This is a genomic window from Nakamurella leprariae (genome assembly GCF_016918035.1).
Taxonomy (GTDB): domain Bacteria; phylum Actinomycetota; class Actinomycetes; order Mycobacteriales; family Nakamurellaceae; genus Nakamurella; species Nakamurella leprariae.
In genome coordinates this window covers 162,712-185,369 of record NZ_JAERWK010000012.1, presented here as the reverse complement: position 1 = coordinate 185,369, position 22,658 = coordinate 162,712, and the positions used below count along the sequence as shown (strand labels likewise).

Sequence of the window (22,658 nt, the reverse complement as noted above, 5' to 3'; positions counted from 1 at the left end):
GCGGGACGCGACGCTCACGCCTGCGTCCGCACCTGGATGTCCTCGAGCGTGGCGCCGCCCTGACCCCCGAACCGTTGCAGGACCACATCCGGTCCGGACGGGTCCGCCGGAAGCGGCAGGAAGACGATGTTGCGACCAGCGGCCAGGTGCAGCCGGGTCGCGACCGGCCCCGCCGCCGTCGGCACCGTGGCGATGAGCACGCCGTAGTCGTCTGTGACGAGTTCGATCCGGGCCGCCGCCGGAGCACCCGGCAGCTCGGGCAGCCGGGCAGTGACCGGGGCGTTCAGATCGCGGCTCTCCACGGCGATCGCGCCGCCGTCCGCGTCCTCACCCTGCGCGTTCCATCCGCCGATCGGTCGGGCACCGGGGGCGTGGAACGCCGCCGCGCCCTCGTACAGCGCCTGGTCCCCCGTCGGAACGGTGAGGTACCGCTCGGTGACGAGCGTGATCACCACGTCGGGCTGGTACGCCTCGATGAGCGCCGGCACGTTGGGGCGCTGTTCCGGCTCGTTCCAGTGGTGCCGGACCAGCCAGGTGTCGCCGAAGGAGGCGGCCAGGTAGGGCGACATGACGCCGGTCGCCGAATCGCCGAGGATGAGCGCGCGGTGGGCGTTGCCGGCCTGCGGGTTGGCCGTACGTGCGGGGAACTGGATCGGGTCGATGACAGTGTCGCCCGGCACGGACGCCGACGCACCGTCGGCGCCGGTCAGCTCGAACTCCGGCAGTGGCCTCGCGAACTCCGGCAGCACCCAGTCGTTGGGGCCGCGCGGTCCGATGAGTGGCTCGAACTCGTTCGAGGCGTCCACCGTCCGCGTGCCGGTCACCTCCGGCAGCTGCAGGTCGCCCAGGGCCGGGTACTCGGCGGCCAGGCGCTCGAGCACGGTGCGCAGGCCCACGGTGGCACCGAAGGGTGTCCAGTGGCTGTTCAGCCGGGGATAGGTGTCAGCGAACGATCGGGCCTCGGTCAGCGCCTGGCGTAGGTCCAGGAACGCCTCCGGATCGGCGGTCAACAGCTGATCGGCGATCCGGGGCAACACCTGTCCGTCGGTCCAGGCCGGCATCTTGTCCTGGTAGACGCTCCAGGTTGCCGGAACCACGACGAAGACGTTGGGGATCCCGCGCTCGTCCAGCCAGCTCCGCTCGGCGGCCAGGGTGTCGACCGTCGCCGCGACCTCGGCGCGGCCGAGATAACGGCGCCCCATGGCCTGGGCGAAGTTCTGCTCGATGATGTCGCCGAAGAAGACGTACCCGTCGCGCCCATCCACCGCGATGCCGGGGTGCTCCGCCGCCGTCTGCGTCTGATCCTGGTAGATCCGGTCCTGATCCGCCGACGGCACCGGGTGCCAGGCGGGGTCGGCCGGCTCGGGGGTGGGTGCGGGTTCGGCCGGCGGTTCGGCCGCGGCCGCCGTGGCCGGACGGTTCGTCGGGTCGTACCGCTGGTGGTACAGCGCGGGGAGGCCCCAGGTCATCACCGCGAACATCAGGACGCCGAGGATGACCGCGACCGAGCGCAGCACCTTCCGGGCTGGGGCGCCCCGCCGGGCAGGTGCGAAGCGGGGGTCGCGCGCGGGCTCGTTCATCGACCACCGGGCAGGCCGGCCCGGTCCCGATCGGCCGGCCGATCGGTCGGCCGGTCGGATGCACCCACCGGCGGGACGGGGGGCCGTGGGGACTCGGACGCGTGCACCCGCTCGTCCGGATCCTGACTGGTCAGGTGGTCGTCACGACGATCCTGGGCCAGGGCCGCCCGGTCGTTGCGCAGCCGGTTGGCGTAGTGCGTGGTGGAGAAGCGGGGATCGACGATGATCCGCTTGATCCGGTCGTTGAGCGGGCGGCCGCGCGCCATCAGGGCGGACAACCATCGCGGCGTCCAGTTCTTCAGGTCCATGGCGGGCTTCTCGATGCAGTGCCAGCTGACGTACGCGGCCAGGTGACAGGCGACGATGATCACCAGGTGGTACCCGAACCAGCCCAGCCGCTCCACACCGAAGAACGCACCGAACTGCTGGATGGGCCAGGCGTAGATGTAGATGCCGTACGACAGGTCGCCGTACTTCTCCCACCGGGTCAGCGGCAGCCGGACCGCGGCCCAGATGATCACGTACATGAAGGCGAACTGACCGTAGACGTTCCATCCGGACGCGATGAAGTAGGTGAAGATCGCGATGGCCGCGGCGGCCAGGGCCAGCCGGTCGTCGATCGGGATCCGGTCGGCCCACAGGGCCAGCATCATTCCGAACATGAACGGGGTCAGCAGCATGATGCTGTAGAAGTCGGACATCAACGGGTCGATCGCGGCGAAATTCCCGGCGACACCCAGGAACAGCAGGGTGTTCATGGTCAGCATGCCGAGGAAGGCGATGGTGGCGATGATCCGGTGGCCGAGGATGCCGAAGAGCCCGAACAGCCCGATCAGGATGTAGCCCTTGAACTCGTAGAACAGCGTCCAGGCGGACCCGTTCCAGTCCACCGTGCAGCAGCCCGCCAGCGGCGTGCCCGCTCCCATGTCGGCGATGTTCAACTGGTTCATCTTCAGCCACATGTTGTCGGCGAAGTAGGTCAACGGTGAGTCGTTCGGAGCACTGACGTATCCCCGGATCGTGCCGTTGCTCTTCCACCAGGCGATGGGAGCCAGCACCAGCACGACCAGCAACAGCGCCGCCCAGAACGCAGGGAAGATGCGCAGCACCCGCCGCCAGAAGTATCGGAAGACGGTCGACCGGCCCATCCGCGACCTGGTGATCAGGAAGCCGCTGAGGCAGAAGAACCCGGCGACGGCCACGCCCCCGAACGACTGCTCGGACGACCATTGCGTGCCCAGGCTGTGGCTGTCGTAGAAGCCCGCGAGCGGCCCGGCGTGCGAGAAGATCACCACGAAGGCCAGCAACCACCGCAGGAAGCCGATGCTGTTCCGGCGCGCGTCGAAGGCTTCCTGCAGGTTCAGCGCCACGTCCGACACCTCGCCCCGGCCTCCGGCGGCGAGCACCGCGACGGGTTCACGCCCGGCGCCCGGAGCGTGCCGCTCGCGCCGCCGATCGTGCGATCCGGTACAGCGGCCGGAGCACCTGACCCATCCGCGGGTAGGTCTCGTCCACCGCGCGCTTGACCGACACCAGCGGCGGCTCGGTGGCGGCCACCTCGACCACGACCGGTGCCGCGATCGCCGACCGGAGCGCCTCGTCCGCGCGCTGCACCCAGGCGACCTGGTCGTCGGTGTGCGCCGGCAGCACGGACGAGATCTTCTGCAGCTTCCACTCCAGGAACGCGTAGTTGATCTCGGCCCAGTCGGTGTTGATCACCGACCGCACCGCGTACCCGGAGCTGAGCGACGCGTAGGCCCACAGCCGCTCGAGCACGTGCCCGAGCATGCCGTCGCCGTAGCCGTGCTCGGTGTCGGCGAAGTCCTCGTAGGCGAAATCGTGGTCGATGATCCTGGCCAGTGCCTCCGGCCGCGCCCAGAACATGCCGCCGTACGCCGCGATCGGCGTCGACGCGTCGAACGGGACGTCGATGTCCAGCTCGGCAGCCAGTTCGCGGGCGCGTTCCTTGTTGGTGAACCAGGCGTGCCCCAACGTGGGGAAACCGATGTTCACCACTGGCGGGAAGAGCATGCCCAGGCTCGGCCGGTCGGCGAACTGCTGCAGGATCTCCGCGACGTAGCCCGGCGAGGAGAGCAGGTTGTCGACCACGTGGTGCCGGAACAGGTGGCCCAGGTTGTGGCCGTCCTGGGGCGACTTCTTGGAGTGGATCTTGAGGATGAGGTCGTACCGGCCGGACCGCAGCACGTCCCGACAGGCGATCAGGAACGCGCTCTCGGCGCGACCACGGTTGGACTCGACCAGTCGGACCTCGGCATCCCCCAACCCGCAGGCGGCCAGCGCCGCGCGGATCGCGGTCTGCTTGGCCGGGGTGCTCGTCGTGACCACGAGGTCGAACGGCGCCGGGATGCGACGCATCCAGCCGACCATCTCCTCGGTCATGTCCTCGTAGTAGATGTGGGCCAGCACGCAGATCCGCGGCGGGTCGGCCAGCACCGGGCGGTCCGCCCGCTCCGACTCGGGCAGGTCCGAGTCCGGGATGATCGAGAGCATCGACATGTTCGTGTACATCGATCGCGGCTCGGCCCCGCGGGCGGCGTTGCGCCAGATCAGGTCCTCGGGGTAGTCACTGGCCGCGACGATCTCCATCACCCGCTTGCCGAGGATGGCGAAGCGCTCGTGGTACCCGGGGTCGTTGAAGAACAGGCGCCGCTTCACGATCGGGCACCGGTCCTCGAGCATGAGGACGATGTTCTCGTGCAGCGGGTGGTCCGACGGGTAGTTCTCCGGCGGGAACGCGACGGCGTACCGGAACCCGCGGTCGGAGAACCACTGGGTGAACCGGCCCTCGTGCTGCAGGATCGAGTCGTAGTACGACACGATCGGCCGCATCTGCTCCCAGTAGGAACGGAACTCGATCGACTGGAGCATGGTGCGGCGCACCGCGATCCAGTGGGACTGGATGTGGAACGGCAGCGGCCCGCTGCTGCCCGGGACCGGGTTCTCCTCCAGCCGGCCGTGGGCGGTCAGTCCCCAGAAGTCGATGTCGCTCCGGGCGTCCATCGCCTCGAACGTCTCGGAGAACGGGAAGATCGGACCGTAGAACGTGTGGTTCATCAGGATGAGCTCGTCGTACTCGCCCAGCCGGTCCCAGCCGAAGGCCGCCATCGCCTCCTTGTAGGCCCAGACGTCGAACCCGGTGTTCTCCCGGACCCAGACCGTGTCGGCGACCTCGTCCAGTGCCTGCCGGCCCTGCGGCGTCAGGTGCGAGTTCGAGACCACGAAGATGTGGTCGGCGGACTCACGCAGAGCGCGCAGCTGGTACGGGATGTAGTCGTCGACCTGACCCTGCGGGTCGTAGAAGAAGTAGATGACGGCGCGACGCAAGAACCTGACCTCCACGGTGACCGGATCATGATCCGGCTGCAGCGGACGGAGGTCTTCCGACACCGGCCCGATGCGTTGGACACCGGGAGACTACTCGGCGCGAGCGGCACGGCCGGTGCGCCGCGCGGGCGTCAGTCCCCGGGGACGGCGTTCCGATCGTCCAGTCGGCGCTCCATCTCGGCCAATCGCCCGTTGACCATCTCGAGCTGCGCCACCAGCCGATTGTTCTGGCTCACCAGGTTGCGGTTCACCTCGGTGAGCGCCGCGACGACCTCACCGTGACGGTCGTAGAGGTGCTGTACCGCCGCGGCCAGTTCCGACTGGACGGCACGCACCGCGTCGACCCGGTCGCCGACGTCGAACACCGCCGCTCCCTGCGCGGCGGCCCGGTCCAGGTCGTCGCGCCGGTCCCGGTTGGCGATCTCGGCGATCGCCAGCAGCACCCCGAGCCCTCCGTGACGCTCGAGGTCGCGACGCAACAGCCGGTCCCGCAGCACGACGTTCCACGGCTCGTGTCCACCGTCGACGTACACACTGTTGCCGACGTCGCCCACCGACGTCTCCCGCAAGTGCCAGAACGCCAGCGGATCGCCGTCCAGGAAGCCGATCTCGCCGGTCTGCAACAACTCGAGCAGGAACTCCCAGTCGGACAGCACCGGCAGGCTCTCGTCGTACGGCTGCTGGCTGGACAGCGCCGCGCGCCGGTAGACCAGCGAGTTCTGCGGGACCGCGTTCACCGACAGGGCGTCGATGAGCGCGACCTGGTGCCGGTCGGTGGCGAACAGCTCACGCCGCTCCTCGACGATGTCGTCCCCGTCGATGCGTTCGTGCACCACCGCCGCGCGGGTGGCGACCCCGATCAGATCGGCCCGCCGGTCAAGATGCGCGACCGTGCGCTCGAGGAACTCCGGAGCCCAGGTGTCGTCGTCGTCGAGGATGGTCAGCAGCGGTGCCGTCGACGCCTCGACCCCCCGGTTCATCGCGGCCTCGCGGCCTCGGGAGACCTCGTTGTGCACGACGGTGATCCGGTCCGCGAACCGGTCCCGGACCCCGTCGACGACCTCGTCGACCACGCCCCGGTCGCCGGCGTCGTTGACCACCACGACCTGGTAGCCGGAGAAGGTCTGGGCCAGGATGCTGGCCATCGCGCGTTCGAGCAGCCGGGGCCGGTTCTTGGTGCGGACGACCACCGCGACCTCGGCTGCAGGCGTCGGGCTCATCTCCACCTCGTTCTCGTCCGGTCGCGGGCACCGTGCTCATCCGGAGGCTCATCCGGGGGCTCATCCCGGGGGGTCCCGGCCGGGCCCGGACACTGTCGCACAGCCCGTCGGCCGGTCCGGGCTCACCGGTCGCGCCAGAACCGATCGGCGGCGAACACGGCGCCCCAGCGATCGCCGAGGTCCGTCGTCGCCACCGGGGCCGAGAGCTCGCGCCGCTGGTCCGGGGGGATCGACGAGGTGATCACCGACTCCGCGCACACCACGGCGGCCAGGCCGACCGAGTCGAGCTTGACGGCCAGGTCGAGCAGCGACCCGGAGGTGGGCGCGCCCGGCCACAGGCCGCCGGCCCGGAGGACCCCGGCGCGGTCCAGCAGCAGCAGCTCCATCGGCAGCGCGGTCACCTCCCGGGTGAGCAGCAGCCCGCCGAACGGTCCGGGGTCCTCGACCGAGCTGCCCCGGCCGATCCGCCGGACCTCGCCGCCGGAGACGGTCAGCCCGGCGGCACACACCCGGCCCAGGTCGTCGACCAGCCGGGGACCGACGGCGCCGATGCCCCGATCGGTCACCAGGCCGAGCATCGGCGCGAGCCAGCCGGCGTCCGCTGCGCCGGGCGGCACGACCGCGTCGGTGGCGAGCAGGACCGTGGTACCGGCTGCGCTGGTCAGGACGTCGTTCAGCGGACCGGCGGCCCGGTCCAGATCGGCCACCGGCAGCACCCGGCCGAACGCCGGCCACCGTCGCACCCGGCGGCGCAGTGCCGCCTCCACTGCCTCCGGCGGGACGGCGACGGCCCCCGGACGGCCCGGCAGCCCGAGCAGCACGGTCGCATCGGCGAGCCGCGCGCCGACCTCGGTGACGAGCGCCGCGACCAGCTCGACCACGGGCGCCACCTCGACCCCGTAGGGCGTCGCCCGGCCGTCAGCCAGCACCACCACGGACACGGTCGTCCCCGTCGGGATCTCCCGGTCGATCCGGTACCGGCCGGTGACGTCCACCTGGACGACGCGGGCCGGGACGTCCGTGCGGTCCAGGTGCTCCTGGACGGCGCGCACCGCCGAGTCGAACACGTACTGGTTGCCCGCGGCGTGACTGACCGAGGTCGGCAGGATCCGCCAGCGGTAGAGCGAGTACGGGATGGCGACGACGGCCCGGGCCACCTCGCTGGCCCGCAGCACCAGGTCGTAGTCCTGACTGCCGTCGAATCCGGCGCGGAACCCGCCGATCTCCTCCAGCAGCCGTCGCCGGTACACGCTCAGGTGCAGGGTGAAGTTCTGCCGGCGCAGCCGCTCGGGCGAGAAGACCGGCTTGGCGAAGACGCCCTGGCGGACGCCGTCCGGGTCGATGATCGCCTCGTCGGTGTAGAGCACGTCGGCGTCCGGCGTCCGCTCGACGGCCTCCCGGCAGTGCCGGACCGCGTCCGGCTCGAGCAGGTCGTCGTGGTCGAGCAGCGCCACGAACTCGCCCCGGGCCATCGACAGCGCGTGGTTGGAGGCGCCCACGATGCCGCGGTTCTCCGGCAGCGCGTCGATGCGGATCCTGCTGTCACGGTCCGCCGCGCGCCGCAGCAGGGCCGTCAGCTCGGGCCGGTGCGAGCAGTCGTCGACCAGCAGCAGTTCCCAGTCCGGGTCACGCTGCGCCCGGACCGACCGGATCAGCTCCCCCAGGTGATCCAGCCCCGTCCGGTACACCGGGACCAGGACCGAGACCAGCGGCCGGGCGGGGGCTGCATCCAGATGTGGCGCTCCGAGGTCGATGTCGGCGGCGCGCTCCCCGGTCGCCGAGGCCGCCGTCACCGGCCGCGCCGGCCGAGCACGCGCCGCACCCGGGACACCGGCCCGATGACCAGACGACCGATCCGCCAGGTGACGGATCCGCGGATGGCCCGGATCTCCTCGTCGCGGGCTCGGATCACCAGTTCCAGCGCCTGCCGTTCCTGCCGCAGCTCGATCGCCGCGAGCCCGTCGTCCCCGCTCGGCTGCTGCGCCCGCAACCGACCGTGGCACTCGGCCAGCAGCTCACGCACCCGGCTGAGCTCGGCGTGCACGGCGGCGAGCTGCTCCGCGGCATGCGCCCGTTCCCGTTCGGCCCGACCGGCCGCCGCCTCGTCCCGCAACCGCGCGACCGCCGCCCGCAGCACGACGACCTCGTCCGCCAGGGCGAGATCGACCGTCCCCGGACCGCCCCCCGCGCCGACCTGTTCCGCTGGACCCACCGTCACCGTCTCCGACAACCTCTCGCAGCCTTCCCCAGTTGCATCCGACCGCACCCCACCCCGGTCCACCGACCGTCGCGCCGAACTGTAGCGACCGGCCGACGGCCGGTCGGTGCACCGCGACCGGGGCATCGCCCGCCTACCATGGCCGATGGTCCGGGCCCACGACCCGGTACGGCCCGACCGTGCACCACCTCCGAAAGGCCTGCTCGATAGTGACGTCCGATGTCGTCGCCCCGGGATCGCGACGGGGCCCGGGGCGGTCCCGCGCCGGCGAGCGCAAGCACTCCGGTTCGCGCGAGCTGCTGCTCAACCTGACCATGCGAGAGGTGCGGTCGCAGTTCAAGCGGACCGCGCTGGGCCGGCTGTGGTCGTTCATCAACCCGCTGGCCACCATCGCGATCTACTCGATCGTCTTCGGCTTCATCCTCAGGTCGCCCATCGAGCCGGGGGTGAACAGCGGGATCCACCTGTTCGCGTTCTTCCTGGCCACGGCGTTGATCCCGTGGAGCTTCATGTCCGGCGCGATCATGGCCGGGATGGGCTCGATCGTCGGCAACTCCGGCCTGCTGACCAAGGTGTACTTCCCGCGGGTCATCCTGCCGGTGTCGACGATCCTGGCCATGACGGTCACGTTCGCCATCGAACTCAGCCTGCTCACCGCGATCATGGCGGTCGTCGGCGGCCCCGAGGTGCTGCTGTTCCTGCCCGGCCTCATCGCGATGATGGCGCTCACCGTCATCTTCTGCATCGGCATCGCGCTGATGCTGTCGATCGCGATGGTCTACTTCCGCGATACCCAGCACTTCATGAACATCTTCATCCAGCTGTGGTTCTACGCGACGCCGATCATCTACGCGCCGACCCTGATCGTGCAGCTGCAGGAGACGGTCCGCAACGACGGGTGGACGCTGTTCGGCGAGCCGTTCCCGCTCTTCATGCTCTACAACCTCAATCCGTCGACGCGGATCACCGGCGCGTTCCGGTCGATGCTGTACGACTTCCAGTGGCCGAGTTGGCAGGACTGGGCCGTGGTCACCGTGTGGGCGGGAGCCGTCCTCGGTCTGGGCCTGCTCGTCTTCCGGCGCTTCTCGGCCCGCGTGGTGGAGGAACTGTGACCCGATCGATCTTCGCCCCGCCGCAGCGGTCGTCCCGCGGGTCGGCCGTCTCCGTGCGCGGGGTGTCCAAGTCGTTCCGCGTCTACCAGGATCGCAACCAGTCGCTCAAGGCGACGATCCTGCGGCGCAAGCGGGCCAGCTTCGAGGAGTTCTGGGCGCTGCGCGACGTGTCGCTGGAGATCCCCGAGGGCCGCACCTTCGGGCTCATGGGGCACAACGGGTCGGGCAAGTCGACGCTGCTCAAGTGCATCGCCCGCATCCTGGAGCCCAACGAGGGCAGCATCACCGCGCGGGGCCGGATGGCGGCGATGCTCGAGGTCGGGTCGGGCTTCCACCCCGAGCTCTCGGGACGGGAGAACGTCTACCTCAACGGGTCCATCCTGGGCATGAGCCGGGCCGAGATCGACCGCAAGTTCGACACGATCGTCGACTTCGCCGGGGTCGAGGCGTTCATCGACCAGCCGGTGAAGAACTACTCCTCCGGCATGTACGTCCGGCTCGGCTTCTCGGTGGCCATCCACGTCGACCCCGAGATCCTGCTCGTGGACGAGATCCTGGCCGTCGGGGACATGCAGTTCCAGGAGAAGTGTCGGGAGAAGTTCGCCGAGTTCAAGGACCAGGGCCGCACGGTCATCGTGGTCAGCCACGGCCTCGGCGAGATGCGCACCTTCTGCGACGAGGCGGCATGGCTGGACCATGGGCGGCTGGTCGAGGTCGGCCCCGCGGTCGACATCGTCGACAACTACATCGAGGCCGGCCACCTGGCCCGCCCGGTCGCCTCGGGCGGCATGCGGCACGGCAGCGGCGAGGTCATCGTCGAGCGCATCGAGCTGCTCGACCGGGACGACGAGGACACCCGGCAGTTCCGCACCGGCGAGCCGTTGACGATGCGTCTGCACTACCGCGCCACCGAACGGATCGAGCGGCCGGTGTTCGCGGCGTCGCTCCACTCCCGCGACGGCCAGCACCTGTGGTCGCACCACACCTGGGACGCGCAGTACATCCCGTCGGCGGTGAGCGGGTCGGGCAGCATCGACGTCGCCGTGCCCGCGCTGCCACTGCAGCCGGGCAGCTTCACGGTGAACACCTCGGTCGTCGACGAGGAACTCGCCCACAGCTACGACCAGTGGGTCAAGGCCGTCCAGTTCGACGTGGTCCCCGGGGGCACGCCGCGCGAGTCCGGCGGTGTCCTGGTCATGCAGAGCACCTGGCGCAACCTGCTCCCGACCGGGCTGGTCGACCCGGCCACCTCGGCCCCGGGCGGCGTCCCGGTCGAGGACCACACGGGCACCGGCCCGGCGGCGCCCGCGACGACCGCGCTGTCCGAGGTGGACCTCCCCGCCGACGCCGGTCCGGACGAGCCTGCCGGGCACGTCAGCGACCGGCAGCACGGCGGCGCACAGGACCTGCCGAACGGCGTGGCCACCGGCGCCGAGCCGCTGCCGGACTTCGGGGACCGGGCGACGCCGCGACGGTGAGCGGCCGGGCCGCGCCGGCACGAACCTTACGATCGTCACCGTGCGTATCGCCGTGGTGTCAGCTCACTTCCCACCGAACTTCGTCTCGGGCGGCACCCTGGTACCGCAGCGCATCGCCGAGGGGCTGGCCGGGCGGGGGCACGAGGTGCTGGTGTACGCCGGTTCGGTCGACGACGGGCACCCGGACCTGACCGTCCGGACCGAACGGCGCGCCGACGGACTGACCGTCCGCTGGCTGACCGTGACCGGCATGCTGGCCTGGGACGACGACCGGAACTTCGCCAACGACGCGGTGGACGCCGACTTCGCCCGGTGGCTGGCCGACGTGCAGCCGGACGTCGTCCACTTCCACAGCCTGCAGGGGTTGGGCGCCGGCCTGCTCTCCGTCGCCCGGGCGAGTGGCGCGGCCACCGTGCTGACCATGCACGACCTGTGGTGGTGGTGCGCCCGCCAGTTCCTCGTCGAGCGGTCGATGCGACCCTGCGCCACGGTCGTCGACTGCGGCGTCTGCCCGTGCGAGCGGGACAACGCCTGGCTCACCGACCGCAACGGCCGGCTGGCGCGGCACCTGGCCAACGCGGATCTGGTCCTGTCGCCGTCCGCGACCATGCTCGACCTGCTCGCGGCCAACGGCGTCGATCCCGGGCGGCTCGCGCTCGACGAGAACCCCTCCCCCGAGTCGGTCCGCCGGGCCGCCGACCGGGACCGGGCGCGGACCGGGCCCGGCGTGCGGTTCGTCTTCGCCGGCGGCAGCCACCCGGTCAAGGGCGGCGGCGTCGCCCTCGACGCCGCGCGCGAGCTGGCCGACCTGGACGGATGGTCGCTGGACATGTTCGGCATGGGTGACCCCGGCGGGACACCGCTCGGGCCGCTCCCGGCCCAGGTGCGGCTGCTGCCTCCGTACGACCCTGACGACGTCACCCGGGTCCTGGGCGGGTACGACGTGCTGCTGATGTCCTCGGTGATGCTCGAGTCCTACTCGCTGCTCACCCGGGAGGCGCTGGCCGCCGGCTGCGCCGTCATCACCGCCGACAACCCGGGTCCCACCGAGGTGGTCAGGGACGGCGTCGGCGGCCTGGTGGTGCCTCGCGGTGACGCCCCGGCGCTGGCCCGGGCGATGCGGCGGGTGGTGACCGAGCCCGGCCTGCTGGACGCGGTGCGCCCGGAACCGGGCACGCTGCCGCTGCGATCGCTGGACGCACAGCTGGACGACCTGCTGGATCACTACGAGCGGCTCCGCGCGCGCACCACCGCACCGGCCCGGACGTCCTGGTCGACGGGGCCGGACGCCGGCGGCGGGCCCGGCGGGATCGGCCGGGTGCTGATCGTCAGTGGGATCACCGGCGCGCCGCTGCGCTACCGCGGGTACCTGGCCCAGGAGGCGCTGGAGACGGTCGGGGTGCGGTCCGAGGTGCTCATGTACCGGGACCCCGCGGTGCTGGCCGCCGCGCGCCGGGCCGACGCCGTCGTGTTCTACCGCGTGCCGGCCACCGACCAGGTGCTCGACGTCATCGGGATGGTGCGGGACCGCCCCGATCCGGTGCCGGTGCTGGGCGACATCGACGACCTGATCTTCGATCCCGGGCTCCGGGACGAGCTCGACCCGATCCTCACCGCCGTCCCCGGTCTGGACCTCGATCTGTACTGGCAGGGGGTGCGCCGTTACCGCACCACGCTGGAGGCGACCGATGCGTTCATCGGGTCGACCGAGCTGCTGTGCCGCCGGGCGACCGAGCTGATCGGCCTGCCCGCCTTCCGCTGGGCCAACGGGGTCGGCCGGCACGTCGCGCGCGCCTCCGACGTGGCCCTGCGCCGAGCGCGGGCAAGGGGCCCGATCCGGATCGGCTACCTGTCCGGCACCAACACCCACAACGAGGACTGGGCCTGGATCGAGCCGGCCGTCGTCGAGGTGCTGCGCCGCCGTCCGTCGGTCGAGCTGTGGCTGGGCGGCCTGCTGGAACCGTCCGCGGCGCTGGACGAGTTCGGCGGCCGGGTCCGCCGGCTGCCGTTCCGGACCTGGCACCAGCTGCCGGCCGTGCTGCGGGACCTGGACGTCAACCTCGCCCCGCTGGCGCCGGATCGGATCTTCAACGAGGCCAAGAGCGCGATCAAGTGGCTGGAGGCGGCGCTGACCGCGACGCCGACGGTGGCCAGCCCGTCCCAGCCGTTCCGGGAGGCGATCGTGCCCGGGCGCACCGGGGTCCTCGCCGCCCGACCCGACGACTGGGTGGACGCCGTGCTCGGCCTGGTCGACGACGCCGCGGCCCGGGACCAGCTCGGACTGGCCGCCCGGCAGCAGGCGCTGCTGGCGCTCTCGCCGGCCCGCCAGGGCCACCGTTACCTGGCCGCGCTGCACGCCGCCCGCCGGACGGTGCTCACCCAGGGGCACCGGCGCCCGTCGGACGGGTGGATCCCGGAGACCCTCTCCGAGCCCTCCATCCCGCAGCGACCGGACCGGTACGGACCGGTCCTCCGGGCCGGGAACGGCGGGCGCGCGCCGGCCGCCGTCGGCCCACTGCGTGCCCTGCGCCACCGCCTGGCCGGAAGGACCTCCCGATGACCGCCCACTCCGTGCTGATCGTGACCGACGACGTGCTCGGCGCCCGGATGGCCGGGCCCGGCATCCGGGCCTGGAACATCGCCGAGGTGCTGGCCACCGCCGGCCACGACGTGCGGCTCGCCTCCACCCGCAAGGCCGACCTCTCCAGCCCCCGGTTCGCCGTCTGCGACGGGTCCGCAGACCTGCTGCGCGGACTCGCCCAGGACGTCGACATCATCCTGCTGCAGGGCTTCACCCTGCGGTCCCACCCGTGGTTGGCCCGGCTCGGCGCCCACCTGGTGATGGACATGTACGACCCCATCCACCTGGAGATCCTCGAGGGTTCCGCGGGCAACGATCCGGAGACCCACGTGCGGGAACTGGCCGGCGGCCTGCAGGCGCTGCGGGTCCAGTTCGAGGAGGGCGACTTCTTCCTCTGCGCGTCGGAGCGGCAACGGGACCTCTGGCTGGGCTGGCTGTCGGCGGCCGGCCGGATCAACCCGGCCACCTACCGGCAGGACAGCACCCTGCGGTCCCTCATCGACCTGGCTCCGTTCGGCATCGGCGCCGAGGAGCCGCTGCCGGCGGGCGCCCATGGCGCGGTGAAGGGCGTGATGGAGGGCATCGGCGTCGACGACCGGCTGCTCATCTGGGCGGGTGGCGTCTACAACTGGTTCGACCCGATCACCCTGGTCGAAGCGGTGGCCGATCTCGTCGCCGATGTCCCCGACGTGCGGCTGCTCTTCATGGGCACCAAACACCCGTCGCTGGACGACCTCTCGACCACGGTGCTGCGGGCGGCGATGGACCGCGCCGAGGCCCTGGGGCTGCTCGGCCGGCACGTCTTCTTCCGCGAGGGATGGGTGCCGTACGCCGACCGCGGCCGGTACCTGGCCGACGCCGACATCGGCGTCTCGACCCACGTGGTGCACGTGGAGACCGCGTTCTCGTTCCGGACCCGCATGCTCGACTATCTCTGGGCCGGCCTGCCCATCGTCTGCACCGAGGGCGACGAGTTCGCCGGCATCGTGCGGCGGGAGCAGCTGGGCCGGGTGGTCGCCGAGGGCGACCGCACCGGGCTGACCGCCGCGCTGCGGGAGCTGCTGACCGATCCCGCCGAGCTGGCCCGGTGCCGGACCGCGGCCACCGCGGTGGCCGCGCGGTTCCGCTGGGAGCAGGCGCTGGCCCCGCTCGTCCGCTACTGCGCGGATCCGTGGCGGGCACCGGACAAGGACGGCGGGTCGCGACCGGTCGACCGCCGGCCGATGGTCGGCGGCCGGCTCGGTGACCGGCTGGCCCACGCCCAGGAGTACGTGCGGGTCAACGGGCGCCGGCAGTTCGTCCGAGTGGGCTCGCGGCGGGTGGCCGCGGGCGTGGCCCGCCGGATCGCCCGCCTGCTGCCGGCTCGGCTGGTGGCGCTGCTGCGGCCGGGACGATGAGCGGGCCGCCGTGATCACGGCGACGCTCGACGCGACTCCCCTGCTCGGCCCGCTCACCGGCATCGGCCGGTACACCCACGAGCTGCTGGCCGCGCTGACCCAGCGGGACGACGTCGCCGTCGGAGCGACCGCCTTCACCGCGCGCGGCTGGCGCGATCTGCGCACCGCCGTGCCCGCCGGCGTGCGCACCCGGGCGACGCCGGTGCCGGCCCGGGGCCTGCGGTCGCTGTGGACCCGGGCCGAGTTCCCGACCGTGGGCGCGCTGGCCGGCCGGTCGCAGGTCTTCCACGCCACCAACTTCGTGCTGCCGCCCACCGGCCGGGCGACCGGCGTGCTGACCGTGCACGACCTGGCCTACCTGCACCATCCGGGCACCGTCGACCGCACCGCCCGCGCGCTGGTCGATCTGGTCCCGCGGGGCTTGCGCCGCGCCGCGGCGGTCTGCGTGCCCACCGCCGCGGTGGCCGGGGCGCTGCAGGAGGCCTACCGGCCGCTGCTGCCCGAGGTGGTGGTGACGCCGCTGGGCGTGGACGCACGCTGGTTCCAGCAGCCGGGGGCCGGTCCGGCCCCGACCGGCACCACCCCCTACCTGCTGTTCGTCGGCACCCGGGAGCCGCGCAAGGACCTGGACACGCTGCTGCGGGCCTACGCGCTGCTGCGCGGCGAGCGTGGTGCCGACGTCCCGGATCTCCTGCTGGTCGGCCCGTCCGGGTGGGGCCCTGCGCAGCAGCCGGGGCCGGGCGTCCGGGTCAGCGGGTACCTGCCGCTGCCGGAACTCCGCGACGTGGTCGCCGGCGCGACGGCGCTGGTCATGCCGTCGGTGGACGAGGGCTTCGGGCTGCCCGCGCTGGAGGCGATGGCCTGTGGAACGCCCGTGGTGGTCAGCTCGGCGCCCGCCCTGGTCGAGGTCACCGCCGGGCTGGCCCCGGTCTTCCCGGTCGGTGACGCCCCGGAACTGGCGGCCGTGCTCGATGCGGTCGTCGACCGCGACCCCGCCCGGGGCCGGGCGGAGCGCATCGCGCACGCCCGGGCGCACACCTGGGAGCGCTGCGCGGCCGCCACCGTGCAGGCGTACCGGATCGCGCTGGGCTGACCTCGCCCGCATGTCGCCCAGCTGGGCGGGCGAGCGCGTCGATCCCGCTCCGGGGACCGCCGGCGGCTAGCGTGGTGGTCCCACGGATCCATCCAGACCCATCCGGACCCATCCAGGCCCGACGACCTCGACGGAGAGAACGTGCGAACGGTGGTCACCGGCGGTGCCGGCTTCATCGGCTCCAGCCTCGTACGGCGGCTGCTGGCCGACGGTCACGCCGTCACCGTGGTCGACGACCTGAGCCGGGGGCGCCGGGACAACCTGGCCGGCCTGTCCGGGGACCTCGAACTCGTCGAGCGGGACGTGACGGCAGCCGGCCTCGACCGGGTGCTGGCCGCGGCCCGGCCCGAGGTGGTGTTCCACCTGGCCGCGCAGATCGACGTCCGGGCCAGCGTCCAGGATCCGCAGCAGGACGCCCGGGTGAACGTGCTGGGCACCATCAACGTGGCCGAGGCCGCGGTGGCCGCCGGGGTCCGCAAGGTCGTCTTCACGTCCTCGGGCGGGTCCATCTACGGGACACCGGACCGGCTGCCCGTCGACGAGGACGCACCGATCAACCCGCTGTCGCCGTACGCGGTGGCCAAGGTGTCGGGTGAGCTGTACCTGAATGCGTTCGCGCAGCTGCACGGACTGCAGTGCACGCACCTGGCCCTGGCCAACGTGTACGGGCCCCGCCAGGACCCGCACGGCGAGGCCGGCGTCGTCGCCATCTTCGCCCAGGCCATGCTGGCCGGGCGGCCGACCCGGCTGTACGGGGACGGCGGCAACACCCGCGACTACGTCTTCGTCGAGGATGTGGCGGACGCCTTCTGCCGGGCCGCCGGCGCGGTCGGTGATCGTCGGCGCTACAACATCGGGACCGCCCGGATGACCTCCGACCGGGAGCTGCACACGCTCGTCGCCCGCACCGTCGGCGTGCCCGACGAGCCCATGACGGCCCCCGCCCGGCTCGGCGACGTCCGCGACTCGGCGGTCGACTTCCGACGAGCGGAACGAGAACTGGGCTGGTCACCGCGCACGGACGTCGCCGCCGGAGTGGTCCGGACGGTCGACTACTTCCGCCGGCTCGATGCGGAGCGGAACTCCTCGTCGCCCAGCTCAGCCGGCGCTGCCGTGGGCCGCTCACCGTCGGTGGCCAGGGTCTGATCCCGGCGCTGCGCGTCGCTGACCGCCAGCGCCCGGGCGAGCCGGGCGATCCGCAGCTCCAGTTCCTTGAAACGCAGGTAGGTGCTGATCGCGAAGAACCCGAATCCGATCACCAGCAGGTACAGCACCAGATCAGCGCCTCGGCCGACGCCGAGCAGCCCGGCCACCCAGGTCACGTCCTCCGGGCGGACCACCGCGTAGGCCGCGAAGACCAGGAAGACCCCCAGGCCGATCTTGGCGTAGGCGCCGCCCCGGTTCGTCCCGTGGTGCCGAACCAGCAGCGCCGCGATGCCGAGCACGCCGATGACGAGGACGATCTTGATCAGGGTCATGGATCAGTACCTCCTGCGGCGCACCGCTGAGTCGAAGACGATGTTCACGCCGTTGAGCAGGGACTGACCCTTGGCCATCGAGTACTCGGTGTAGCGGATGGTGACCGGCTCCTCGGCCACCCGCCAGCCACGCCGGTCGATCATCTCCACGATCTCGGGGGCGTGCTGCATGCCGTTCGACGTGATGTCCATCTGCTCGGCGACCCGCCGGTTGAACACCCGCAGACCGTTGTGCGAGTCGGTCAGCCCGAGCCGCCGGCCGCGCGGACTGAGCTTGACGGCCGACTTCAGCACGATGCGCTTGAGCCGGGGGATGTGACTGTCGTCGCCGGCGAACCGGGTGCCGACGACGATGTCGATCGGTTCGGTCCGCAGCCGGTGGACCATGCGTTGCACGTCCTGCACCAGGTGCTGCCCGTCCGAGTCGAAGGTGGCGAAGCAGCGGGCGCCCGGCTGCATCCGGGCGTACTCGACGCCGGTCTGGATCGCCGCGCCCTGCCCGAGATTGATCGGGTGCCGGACCAGGCGGGCCGTGGTGGTGGCGATCTGCTCGGCCGAACCGTCCCGGCTGCCGTCGTCGACGCACACGATGTTCGGGAACGTGGCCAACGCGTCCCGGATCACCGCAGCGACCACCGGGGCCTCGTTGTAGACCGGGACGACCAGCCAGACGTCGCCGTAGGTGAGGTCCTCGGTGGGGTCCTGCCGTTCGTCCACCGCCGCGCTCACCGTTCGCCCGGACGGTCGTCGGGCAGAGGTCCGCGGTGCCCAGGCACAGCACTGTCCATGCCGGGCAGCGTATCCCGGCGACCCACCCCGACCAGGGACCCGCGCGCCGTTCGGCCCACCCCGGACCGGGCCACCGGCACGGACGGTGAGGGTCCGGCCGACGACGCGACGCAGCGTCCCTGGTCGGGTCGCGCCGCGCCGTTAGGTTGTGCGGGTGTCTCACGCCGGCCCGGATGCTGACGGTCCACCGCCACCCCGGACGGCCGGCTCCCGGCCCGCCCACCCGTCACCCGGGGACGGCGCGAACGGCACGGCCGGCGGCGTCCACCGTTCCCGCGTCGTCGCCGTGCTGGGCACCGCGGTGCTGGTCTGGCTCATGGCGCTGCTCTGCGCCATCGCCTACCAGCCGGTGTCGCTCTACGACGAGGGCGTGCACTTCGACTACCTGGTCAAGCTGCTCGACGGCCACGCCCTGCCCGCCGTCGGATCGGTGAGCTCCGAGCTGACCCTGCACGAGTGGTCCTGCCGGGGCACCGTCTGGCTGACCGAGTTGCGGTGCGCCGACCCGGTCGGCAACGACGCCGTCCCGCAGGGCGGCGTCAACTACGTGCTGATGTACGGGCCGGTGTACTACGTGCCGACCGCGGTGCTGGCCTGGCTGCTGCAGGCGGTCACCGGCATGAGCCTGTTCCTGGCCGCCCGGATCGTCTCGAGCGTCCTGTTCGCCGCGGGCGCGGCGCTCATGGTCGTCGCGCTGCTCCGGTGGGGGGTGCGCGCCCGGGTGGCGGTCGCCGCCACCCTGCTGGTGGCGGCTGCCCCGGCGGTGCTGTTCCAGGGCGCCACGGTCACCCCCGACGCCCTGACGCTCGGCTACGGCGCGGCCCCGCTGCTGCTCGTCCGGTGGCGCCGGTCGTACCGGGCCCGGATGGTCGCCGCGGTCGTCGTCGCGGTCGCCGCGGCGCTGACCAAGCCCAGCTACGTGCCGATCGCCGCGGTCACGGTCCTGGTGGTCGCGCTGTTCCCGGCCCCGGGCGTTCCGGACGGCAGCTGGCGGCCGTTCGACCGGTCGCGGGTACGGCCGGTCCGGCTGGTCGGCATCGCCGCACTGGCGGCGGTGCCGGTCCTGGTCTCGCTGCTGTGGAACCTGTGGCGCACGGCGCCGCTGCCCGACGGCGTCCCGGCGGACGGCGGCCTGAACGAGACCCTGCTGTCCACCGACCGGTCCCTGCCCGCGCTGGTGCTCGACGCGTTCGGCGCGCTGCTGCAGCCGCTGACCATCGGTACCTGGCCGCAGGCCGCGCACCTGACCACCCTGGCGCAGATCGTGCAGATCGGGCTGGTCGGTGGCGTGCTGGTGCTGCTCGTCGCCCAGGCCGTCCCGTGGACCTCGGTGTCCAAGTGGTCCGCCACCGCCGCGGCCGGCGCCCTGGTCGCGTCCGGGATCTCCCTGCCGGTCACGTTCTTCGTCCTGTACCACGCCACCGGCACCCAGCCCCGGTACGCGCTGGTGCTGCTGCCGCTGTTCGCCGCGGCGGTGGCCACCTGCGTGGGCGGGCGCCGGACGGCGACGACGGTGTTCGTCGGTGCCCTCGGATGGGCCGCGGCCACGCTGCTCACGCTGCTGGCCCTGGCCTCCTGACCGGCGGGACCGGGCTCAGCTCAACCACTTCAGGACGCGGATGACGCCCATGTCGGCGGCCCGGTGGTGGGCCGAGCCGTCGGTGCGGGCGCGGATCTCGGCGGCGTGGTCGGCGTAGTACCGGTACGCCCGCAGCAGCATCTCGGCGTTGGTCAACGTCGGCTTCCAGCCCAGCTCGTGCTTGATCCGGCTGGTGTCGAAGACGAAGTCCTCGGCGATCATCTTGTACTGGTACGGACCGAGCGGCGACAGCCGCAGCGCGTGGGCCAGTCGCATCGCCGGCAGCGCCAGCGACCGCGGCAGAGTGGCCACCCTCGAGGTGCTGCCCGTTTCGCCGATCACCGACTCGTACGCCTCCCGGAACGTCGGGACGTCGTCCGAGCCGACGTTGAACACCCGGCTGCCGACGTGGTCCAGCGCCAGCACGCAGGCATCGGCCAGATCCGGTGCGGCGATGAACTGGTACCGGTTGCGGCCGCCGCCGACCACCCAGACCTTGCGGTTCTCCTCGATGAACTCGAAGAGGATGGCCAGCAGGCCGAGCCGGCCGGCCTCCACGATGGTCGGGCACCGGAACACCACGGTGTCGAACGCGCCGGCGTACTCCTCGAGCAGGATGCGCTCGCCGGCCAGCTTCGACCGCCCGTACAGCTCGACCGGCGCCGGGACGTCATCCTCGGTCACCGGACGCCGGAAAGTGTGCCCCCACAGGCAGTTCGACGACGTGAAGACGACCTTGCCGATGCCGTGCGTCCGGGCCACCTCGGCGACCGTGCGGGTGCCGTCGACGTTGGACCGCCACAGCAGCCGCTGGTCCTTGATGTCGTGCGCCAGCATGGCCGCGACATGCATGACGGCGTCGAAGGAGTGCTGCTCGGCCAGCCGGTGCAGCAGCCCGGCGTCGGTGATGTCGCCGCGCACCGTGGTCAGCGCCGGGTGGGTGGACTCGTCGCGCTCCAGGTCGACCGACACCACCCGGTGCCCGTCGGCCAGCAGCCGGCGGGTGAGCAGGTCGCCGAAGAACCCGGCACCGCCGGTGACCAGGATCGACCGGCCCGGGGACGGCTGCCGGCCGGAGCCGGTGGGGCTCGCCGTGACGCCGCTCAGATCGTCTTCTCCTCGTGGTAGTCCTGCTCCACGTTGACGTCCCAGACGTTGTCCTTGTCCTGGCGTCCCGAGGCGATGTTGTCGACCGCAGCGATCGCGGTGAGCATCGAATGGTCCTGGTTGTTGTAGCGGTGCTGGCCGTTGCGGCCCAGCAGGTACAGGTTCGCGAAGCTGTCGGTGAACGCCCGCACCTCGTCGAACCGGCTGTAGGTGCCGAAGTAGGCCGGGTACGTCTTCTTCACGTGGATGACGGTGGAGTCGACCACGTCCGCGGCGTCGATGATGTTGATCCTGGCCAGCTCACTGATGCCGAACTGGGCCATCTGCTCCTCGGGCATGGTCCACAGCTCGTCGCCCTCGTTGACGAAGTACTCCATGCCGACCCAGACCTTGTCGTCCTTGTCGACCAGGTAGGGGCTCCAGTTGTTGAAGATCTGCAGACGGCCGACCTTGACGTCCGGCTCCTGGATGTAGATCCAATTGTCCGGGACCAGGTCCGCGCGACCGGACGGGGACCGCCCGGTCTCGTTCCTGATCTTCAACTTGTCCAGCAGCAGGCCCACGGTGATGAAGTCGCGGTAGGGCAGGCCCTGCGCCACCTCGCGGACGTTCGCCGGGACCTCCCCCGCGCCCCCGTCGACCTGGAAGGACGCGATGAGTTCGTTGACCGGCATGGTCGACAGGAAGTGGTCGCCGGTCACCGTCTCGGTGGCGCCGGACTCGGTGTCCAGCACGTCGACCGCGGTGATCCGGTCCCCGGCGGTGTGCAGCCGGGTGACCGCGCGGTGCCGGTGTACTTCGCCGCCGGCCTCGACGACCTTGCGGGCGACCGTCTCCCACATCTGGCCCGGGCCGAGCTTGGGGTACAGGAAGTACTCGATGAGCGAGGTCTCGGTGCCCTTCTGGGCGATGTCCTGCACCGGCGTGCGGGTGAACCGCTTCTTCACCGCGTGGGTGAGGGTCTTGGCCACCGACAGGCCCTTGACCCGCTGCGCGCCCCAGTCGGGGGCGATCTCCGAGCACGGCACGCCCCAGACCTTCTCGGTGTAGTCGCGGAAGAAGGTGTTGTAGAGCTCACGCCCGAACCGGTTGACGTAGAAGTCCTCGAGCGAGGCCTCCGGCTTGATCGGCCGAGCCGTCGCCTTGAGGTAGCTGAAGCCCATCCTGGCCATGCGCGCCAAGCCCAGGTTCCGGATGGTGGTGGCCTCGAGCGTGATCGGGTAGTTGAAGAACTTGCCGCCGTAGAAGATCCGGGACAGCCGGCTGCGGACCAGCATCACGTCATCGGTCTCGTTGGGGTCGACCCCGGTGGCGCCCCCGGTCAGCTCCCGCGTCTTGCCCTGGTACTTCAGGGTGAAGGAGTTCGACTCCGTGTGCTCCAGCGGGAGGATCTCGTTCCACCAGTCCATGACCCGGTCGGACTTGGAGAAGAAGCGGTGTCCGCCGATGTCGATCCGGTTGCCGTTGTAGGTGACGGTCTTAGAGATGCCACCGATCTCGTCCGACGCCTCGTAGACCACGGGCGTGACGTCGGTGCGGCGCAGCAGTTCCAGCGCGGCCGTCAGACCCGCCGGTCCGCCGCCGATGATGATCGCCGTCCGCTGCTCCGCCATGCTGGTCCCTCCACAGTGTTCGTCGGCTGCACCACCGCGGTGGCCGGAGCCGATGCCCTCGGTCGGGA

At 71.7% G+C, this 22,658-nt stretch carries 17 protein-coding genes; 7 read left to right on the top strand and 10 right to left on the bottom strand.

Annotated elements, in window-relative coordinates:
* Nucleotides 1-14 precede the first annotated feature (14 nt).
* The 6 genes from JL106_RS10530 to JL106_RS10505 form a co-directional block, all read right to left on the bottom strand.
* Nucleotides 15-1,580: an alginate O-acetyltransferase AlgX-related protein gene (locus tag JL106_RS10530; protein WP_205260658.1), complete on the bottom strand. Its 1,566-nt coding sequence runs from the start codon at nucleotides 1,578-1,580 to the stop codon at nucleotides 15-17.
* Nucleotides 1,577-2,950 (bottom strand): acyltransferase family protein, encoded by a 1,374-nt coding sequence (locus tag JL106_RS10525; protein ID WP_205260657.1) that lies wholly within the window; start codon nucleotides 2,948-2,950, stop codon nucleotides 1,577-1,579. The genes JL106_RS10530 and JL106_RS10525 overlap by 4 nt, the downstream gene beginning before the upstream one ends.
* Before the next feature lie 46 nt (nucleotides 2,951-2,996).
* Entirely contained in the window at nucleotides 2,997-4,940 is a 1,944-nt protein-coding gene (locus tag JL106_RS10520; RefSeq protein WP_328842029.1) for a rhamnan synthesis F family protein, read from the bottom strand.
* Nucleotides 4,941-5,056: 116 nt separating this feature from the next.
* On the bottom strand, nucleotides 5,057-6,145 hold the full coding sequence (locus JL106_RS10515) for a glycosyltransferase family 2 protein (RefSeq protein WP_205260656.1): 1,089 nt from the start codon (nucleotides 6,143-6,145) through the stop codon (nucleotides 5,057-5,059).
* A 122-nt stretch (nucleotides 6,146-6,267) separates the two neighbouring features.
* The gene (locus tag JL106_RS10510) at nucleotides 6,268-7,938 is read right to left on the bottom strand and encodes a glycosyltransferase family 2 protein (protein WP_205260655.1); all 1,671 of its coding nucleotides are present in this window, start codon (nucleotides 7,936-7,938) and stop codon (nucleotides 6,268-6,270) included.
* Entirely contained in the window at nucleotides 7,935-8,357 is a 423-nt protein-coding gene (locus JL106_RS10505) for a hypothetical protein (RefSeq protein WP_205260654.1), read from the bottom strand. The genes JL106_RS10510 and JL106_RS10505 overlap by 4 nt, the downstream gene beginning before the upstream one ends.
* Before the next feature lie 185 nt (nucleotides 8,358-8,542).
* Here JL106_RS10505 and JL106_RS10500 point away from each other — a divergent pair, with 185 nt between their 5' ends.
* From JL106_RS10500 to JL106_RS10475, 6 genes are all read left to right on the top strand, one after another.
* Nucleotides 8,543-9,475, top strand: a complete 933-nt coding sequence (locus tag JL106_RS10500) for an ABC transporter permease (RefSeq protein ID WP_205260653.1) — start codon at nucleotides 8,543-8,545, stop codon at nucleotides 9,473-9,475.
* Nucleotides 9,472-10,953: an ABC transporter ATP-binding protein gene (locus JL106_RS10495; protein WP_328842025.1), complete on the top strand. Its 1,482-nt coding sequence runs from the start codon at nucleotides 9,472-9,474 to the stop codon at nucleotides 10,951-10,953. Before JL106_RS10500 ends, JL106_RS10495 begins: the two co-directional genes overlap by 4 nt.
* A gap of 40 nt (nucleotides 10,954-10,993) precedes the next feature.
* Complete coding sequence (locus JL106_RS10490; RefSeq protein ID WP_205260652.1) at nucleotides 10,994-13,513, top strand: glycosyltransferase; 2,520 nt, start codon at nucleotides 10,994-10,996, stop codon at nucleotides 13,511-13,513.
* A complete protein-coding gene (locus tag JL106_RS10485; protein ID WP_205260651.1) occupies nucleotides 13,510-14,931 on the top strand; it encodes a glycosyltransferase family 4 protein in 1,422 nt (473 codons plus the stop codon). The genes JL106_RS10490 and JL106_RS10485 overlap by 4 nt, the downstream gene beginning before the upstream one ends.
* A 10-nt stretch (nucleotides 14,932-14,941) precedes the next feature.
* On the top strand, nucleotides 14,942-16,024 hold the full coding sequence (locus tag JL106_RS10480) for a glycosyltransferase family 4 protein (RefSeq protein WP_205260650.1): 1,083 nt from the start codon (nucleotides 14,942-14,944) through the stop codon (nucleotides 16,022-16,024).
* A 141-nt stretch (nucleotides 16,025-16,165) separates the two neighbouring features.
* The gene (locus tag JL106_RS10475; protein ID WP_205260649.1) at nucleotides 16,166-17,170 is read left to right on the top strand and encodes an NAD-dependent epimerase/dehydratase family protein; all 1,005 of its coding nucleotides are present in this window, start codon (nucleotides 16,166-16,168) and stop codon (nucleotides 17,168-17,170) included.
* Here the strand turns inward: JL106_RS10475 and JL106_RS10470 are convergent.
* Together JL106_RS10470 and JL106_RS10465 are read right to left on the bottom strand one after the other, a co-directional pair.
* Nucleotides 17,077-17,502 carry a DUF2304 domain-containing protein gene (locus tag JL106_RS10470; protein WP_205260648.1) on the bottom strand — a complete coding sequence of 142 codons (426 nt, stop codon included), beginning with the start codon at nucleotides 17,500-17,502 and terminating at the stop codon, nucleotides 17,077-17,079. The genes JL106_RS10475 and JL106_RS10470 overlap by 94 nt on opposite strands.
* Before the next feature lie 3 nt (nucleotides 17,503-17,505).
* Nucleotides 17,506-18,219 carry a glycosyltransferase family 2 protein gene (locus tag JL106_RS10465; protein WP_205260647.1) on the bottom strand — a complete coding sequence of 238 codons (714 nt, stop codon included), beginning with the start codon at nucleotides 18,217-18,219 and terminating at the stop codon, nucleotides 17,506-17,508.
* A gap of 358 nt (nucleotides 18,220-18,577) precedes the next feature.
* Between JL106_RS10465 and JL106_RS10460 the strand changes: the two genes are divergently transcribed.
* Nucleotides 18,578-19,870 (top strand): hypothetical protein, encoded by a 1,293-nt coding sequence (locus tag JL106_RS10460; RefSeq protein ID WP_205260646.1) that lies wholly within the window; start codon nucleotides 18,578-18,580, stop codon nucleotides 19,868-19,870.
* A 15-nt stretch (nucleotides 19,871-19,885) separates the two neighbouring features.
* Here the strand turns inward: JL106_RS10460 and JL106_RS10455 are convergent, their stop codons facing one another.
* Entirely contained in the window at nucleotides 19,886-20,914 is a 1,029-nt protein-coding gene (locus JL106_RS10455; RefSeq protein WP_268928112.1) for an NAD-dependent epimerase/dehydratase family protein, read from the bottom strand.
* Nucleotides 20,915-20,973: 59 nt separating this feature from the next.
* The gene (locus JL106_RS10450; RefSeq protein WP_205260645.1) at nucleotides 20,974-22,590 is read right to left on the bottom strand and encodes an NAD(P)/FAD-dependent oxidoreductase; all 1,617 of its coding nucleotides are present in this window, start codon (nucleotides 22,588-22,590) and stop codon (nucleotides 20,974-20,976) included.
* Between the last annotated feature and the right edge of the window lie 68 nt (nucleotides 22,591-22,658).

What these genes read in the sequence shown, in the direction of transcription:
- JL106_RS10470 (WP_205260648.1), bottom strand. Translation starts at nt 17,502, where the DNA reads ATGACCCTGATCAAGATCGTCCTCGTCATCGGCGTGCTCGGCATCGCG.
- JL106_RS10485 (WP_205260651.1), top strand. Translation starts at nt 13,510, where the DNA reads ATGACCGCCCACTCCGTGCTGATCGTGACCGACGACGTGCTCGGCGCC.
- JL106_RS10450 (WP_205260645.1), bottom strand. Translation starts at nt 22,590, where the DNA reads ATGGCGGAGCAGCGGACGGCGATCATCATCGGCGGCGGACCGGCGGGT.
- JL106_RS10515 (WP_205260656.1), bottom strand. Translation starts at nt 6,145, where the DNA reads ATGAGCCCGACGCCTGCAGCCGAGGTCGCGGTGGTCGTCCGCACCAAG.
- JL106_RS10530 (WP_205260658.1), bottom strand. Translation starts at nt 1,580, where the DNA reads ATGAACGAGCCCGCGCGCGACCCCCGCTTCGCACCTGCCCGGCGGGGC.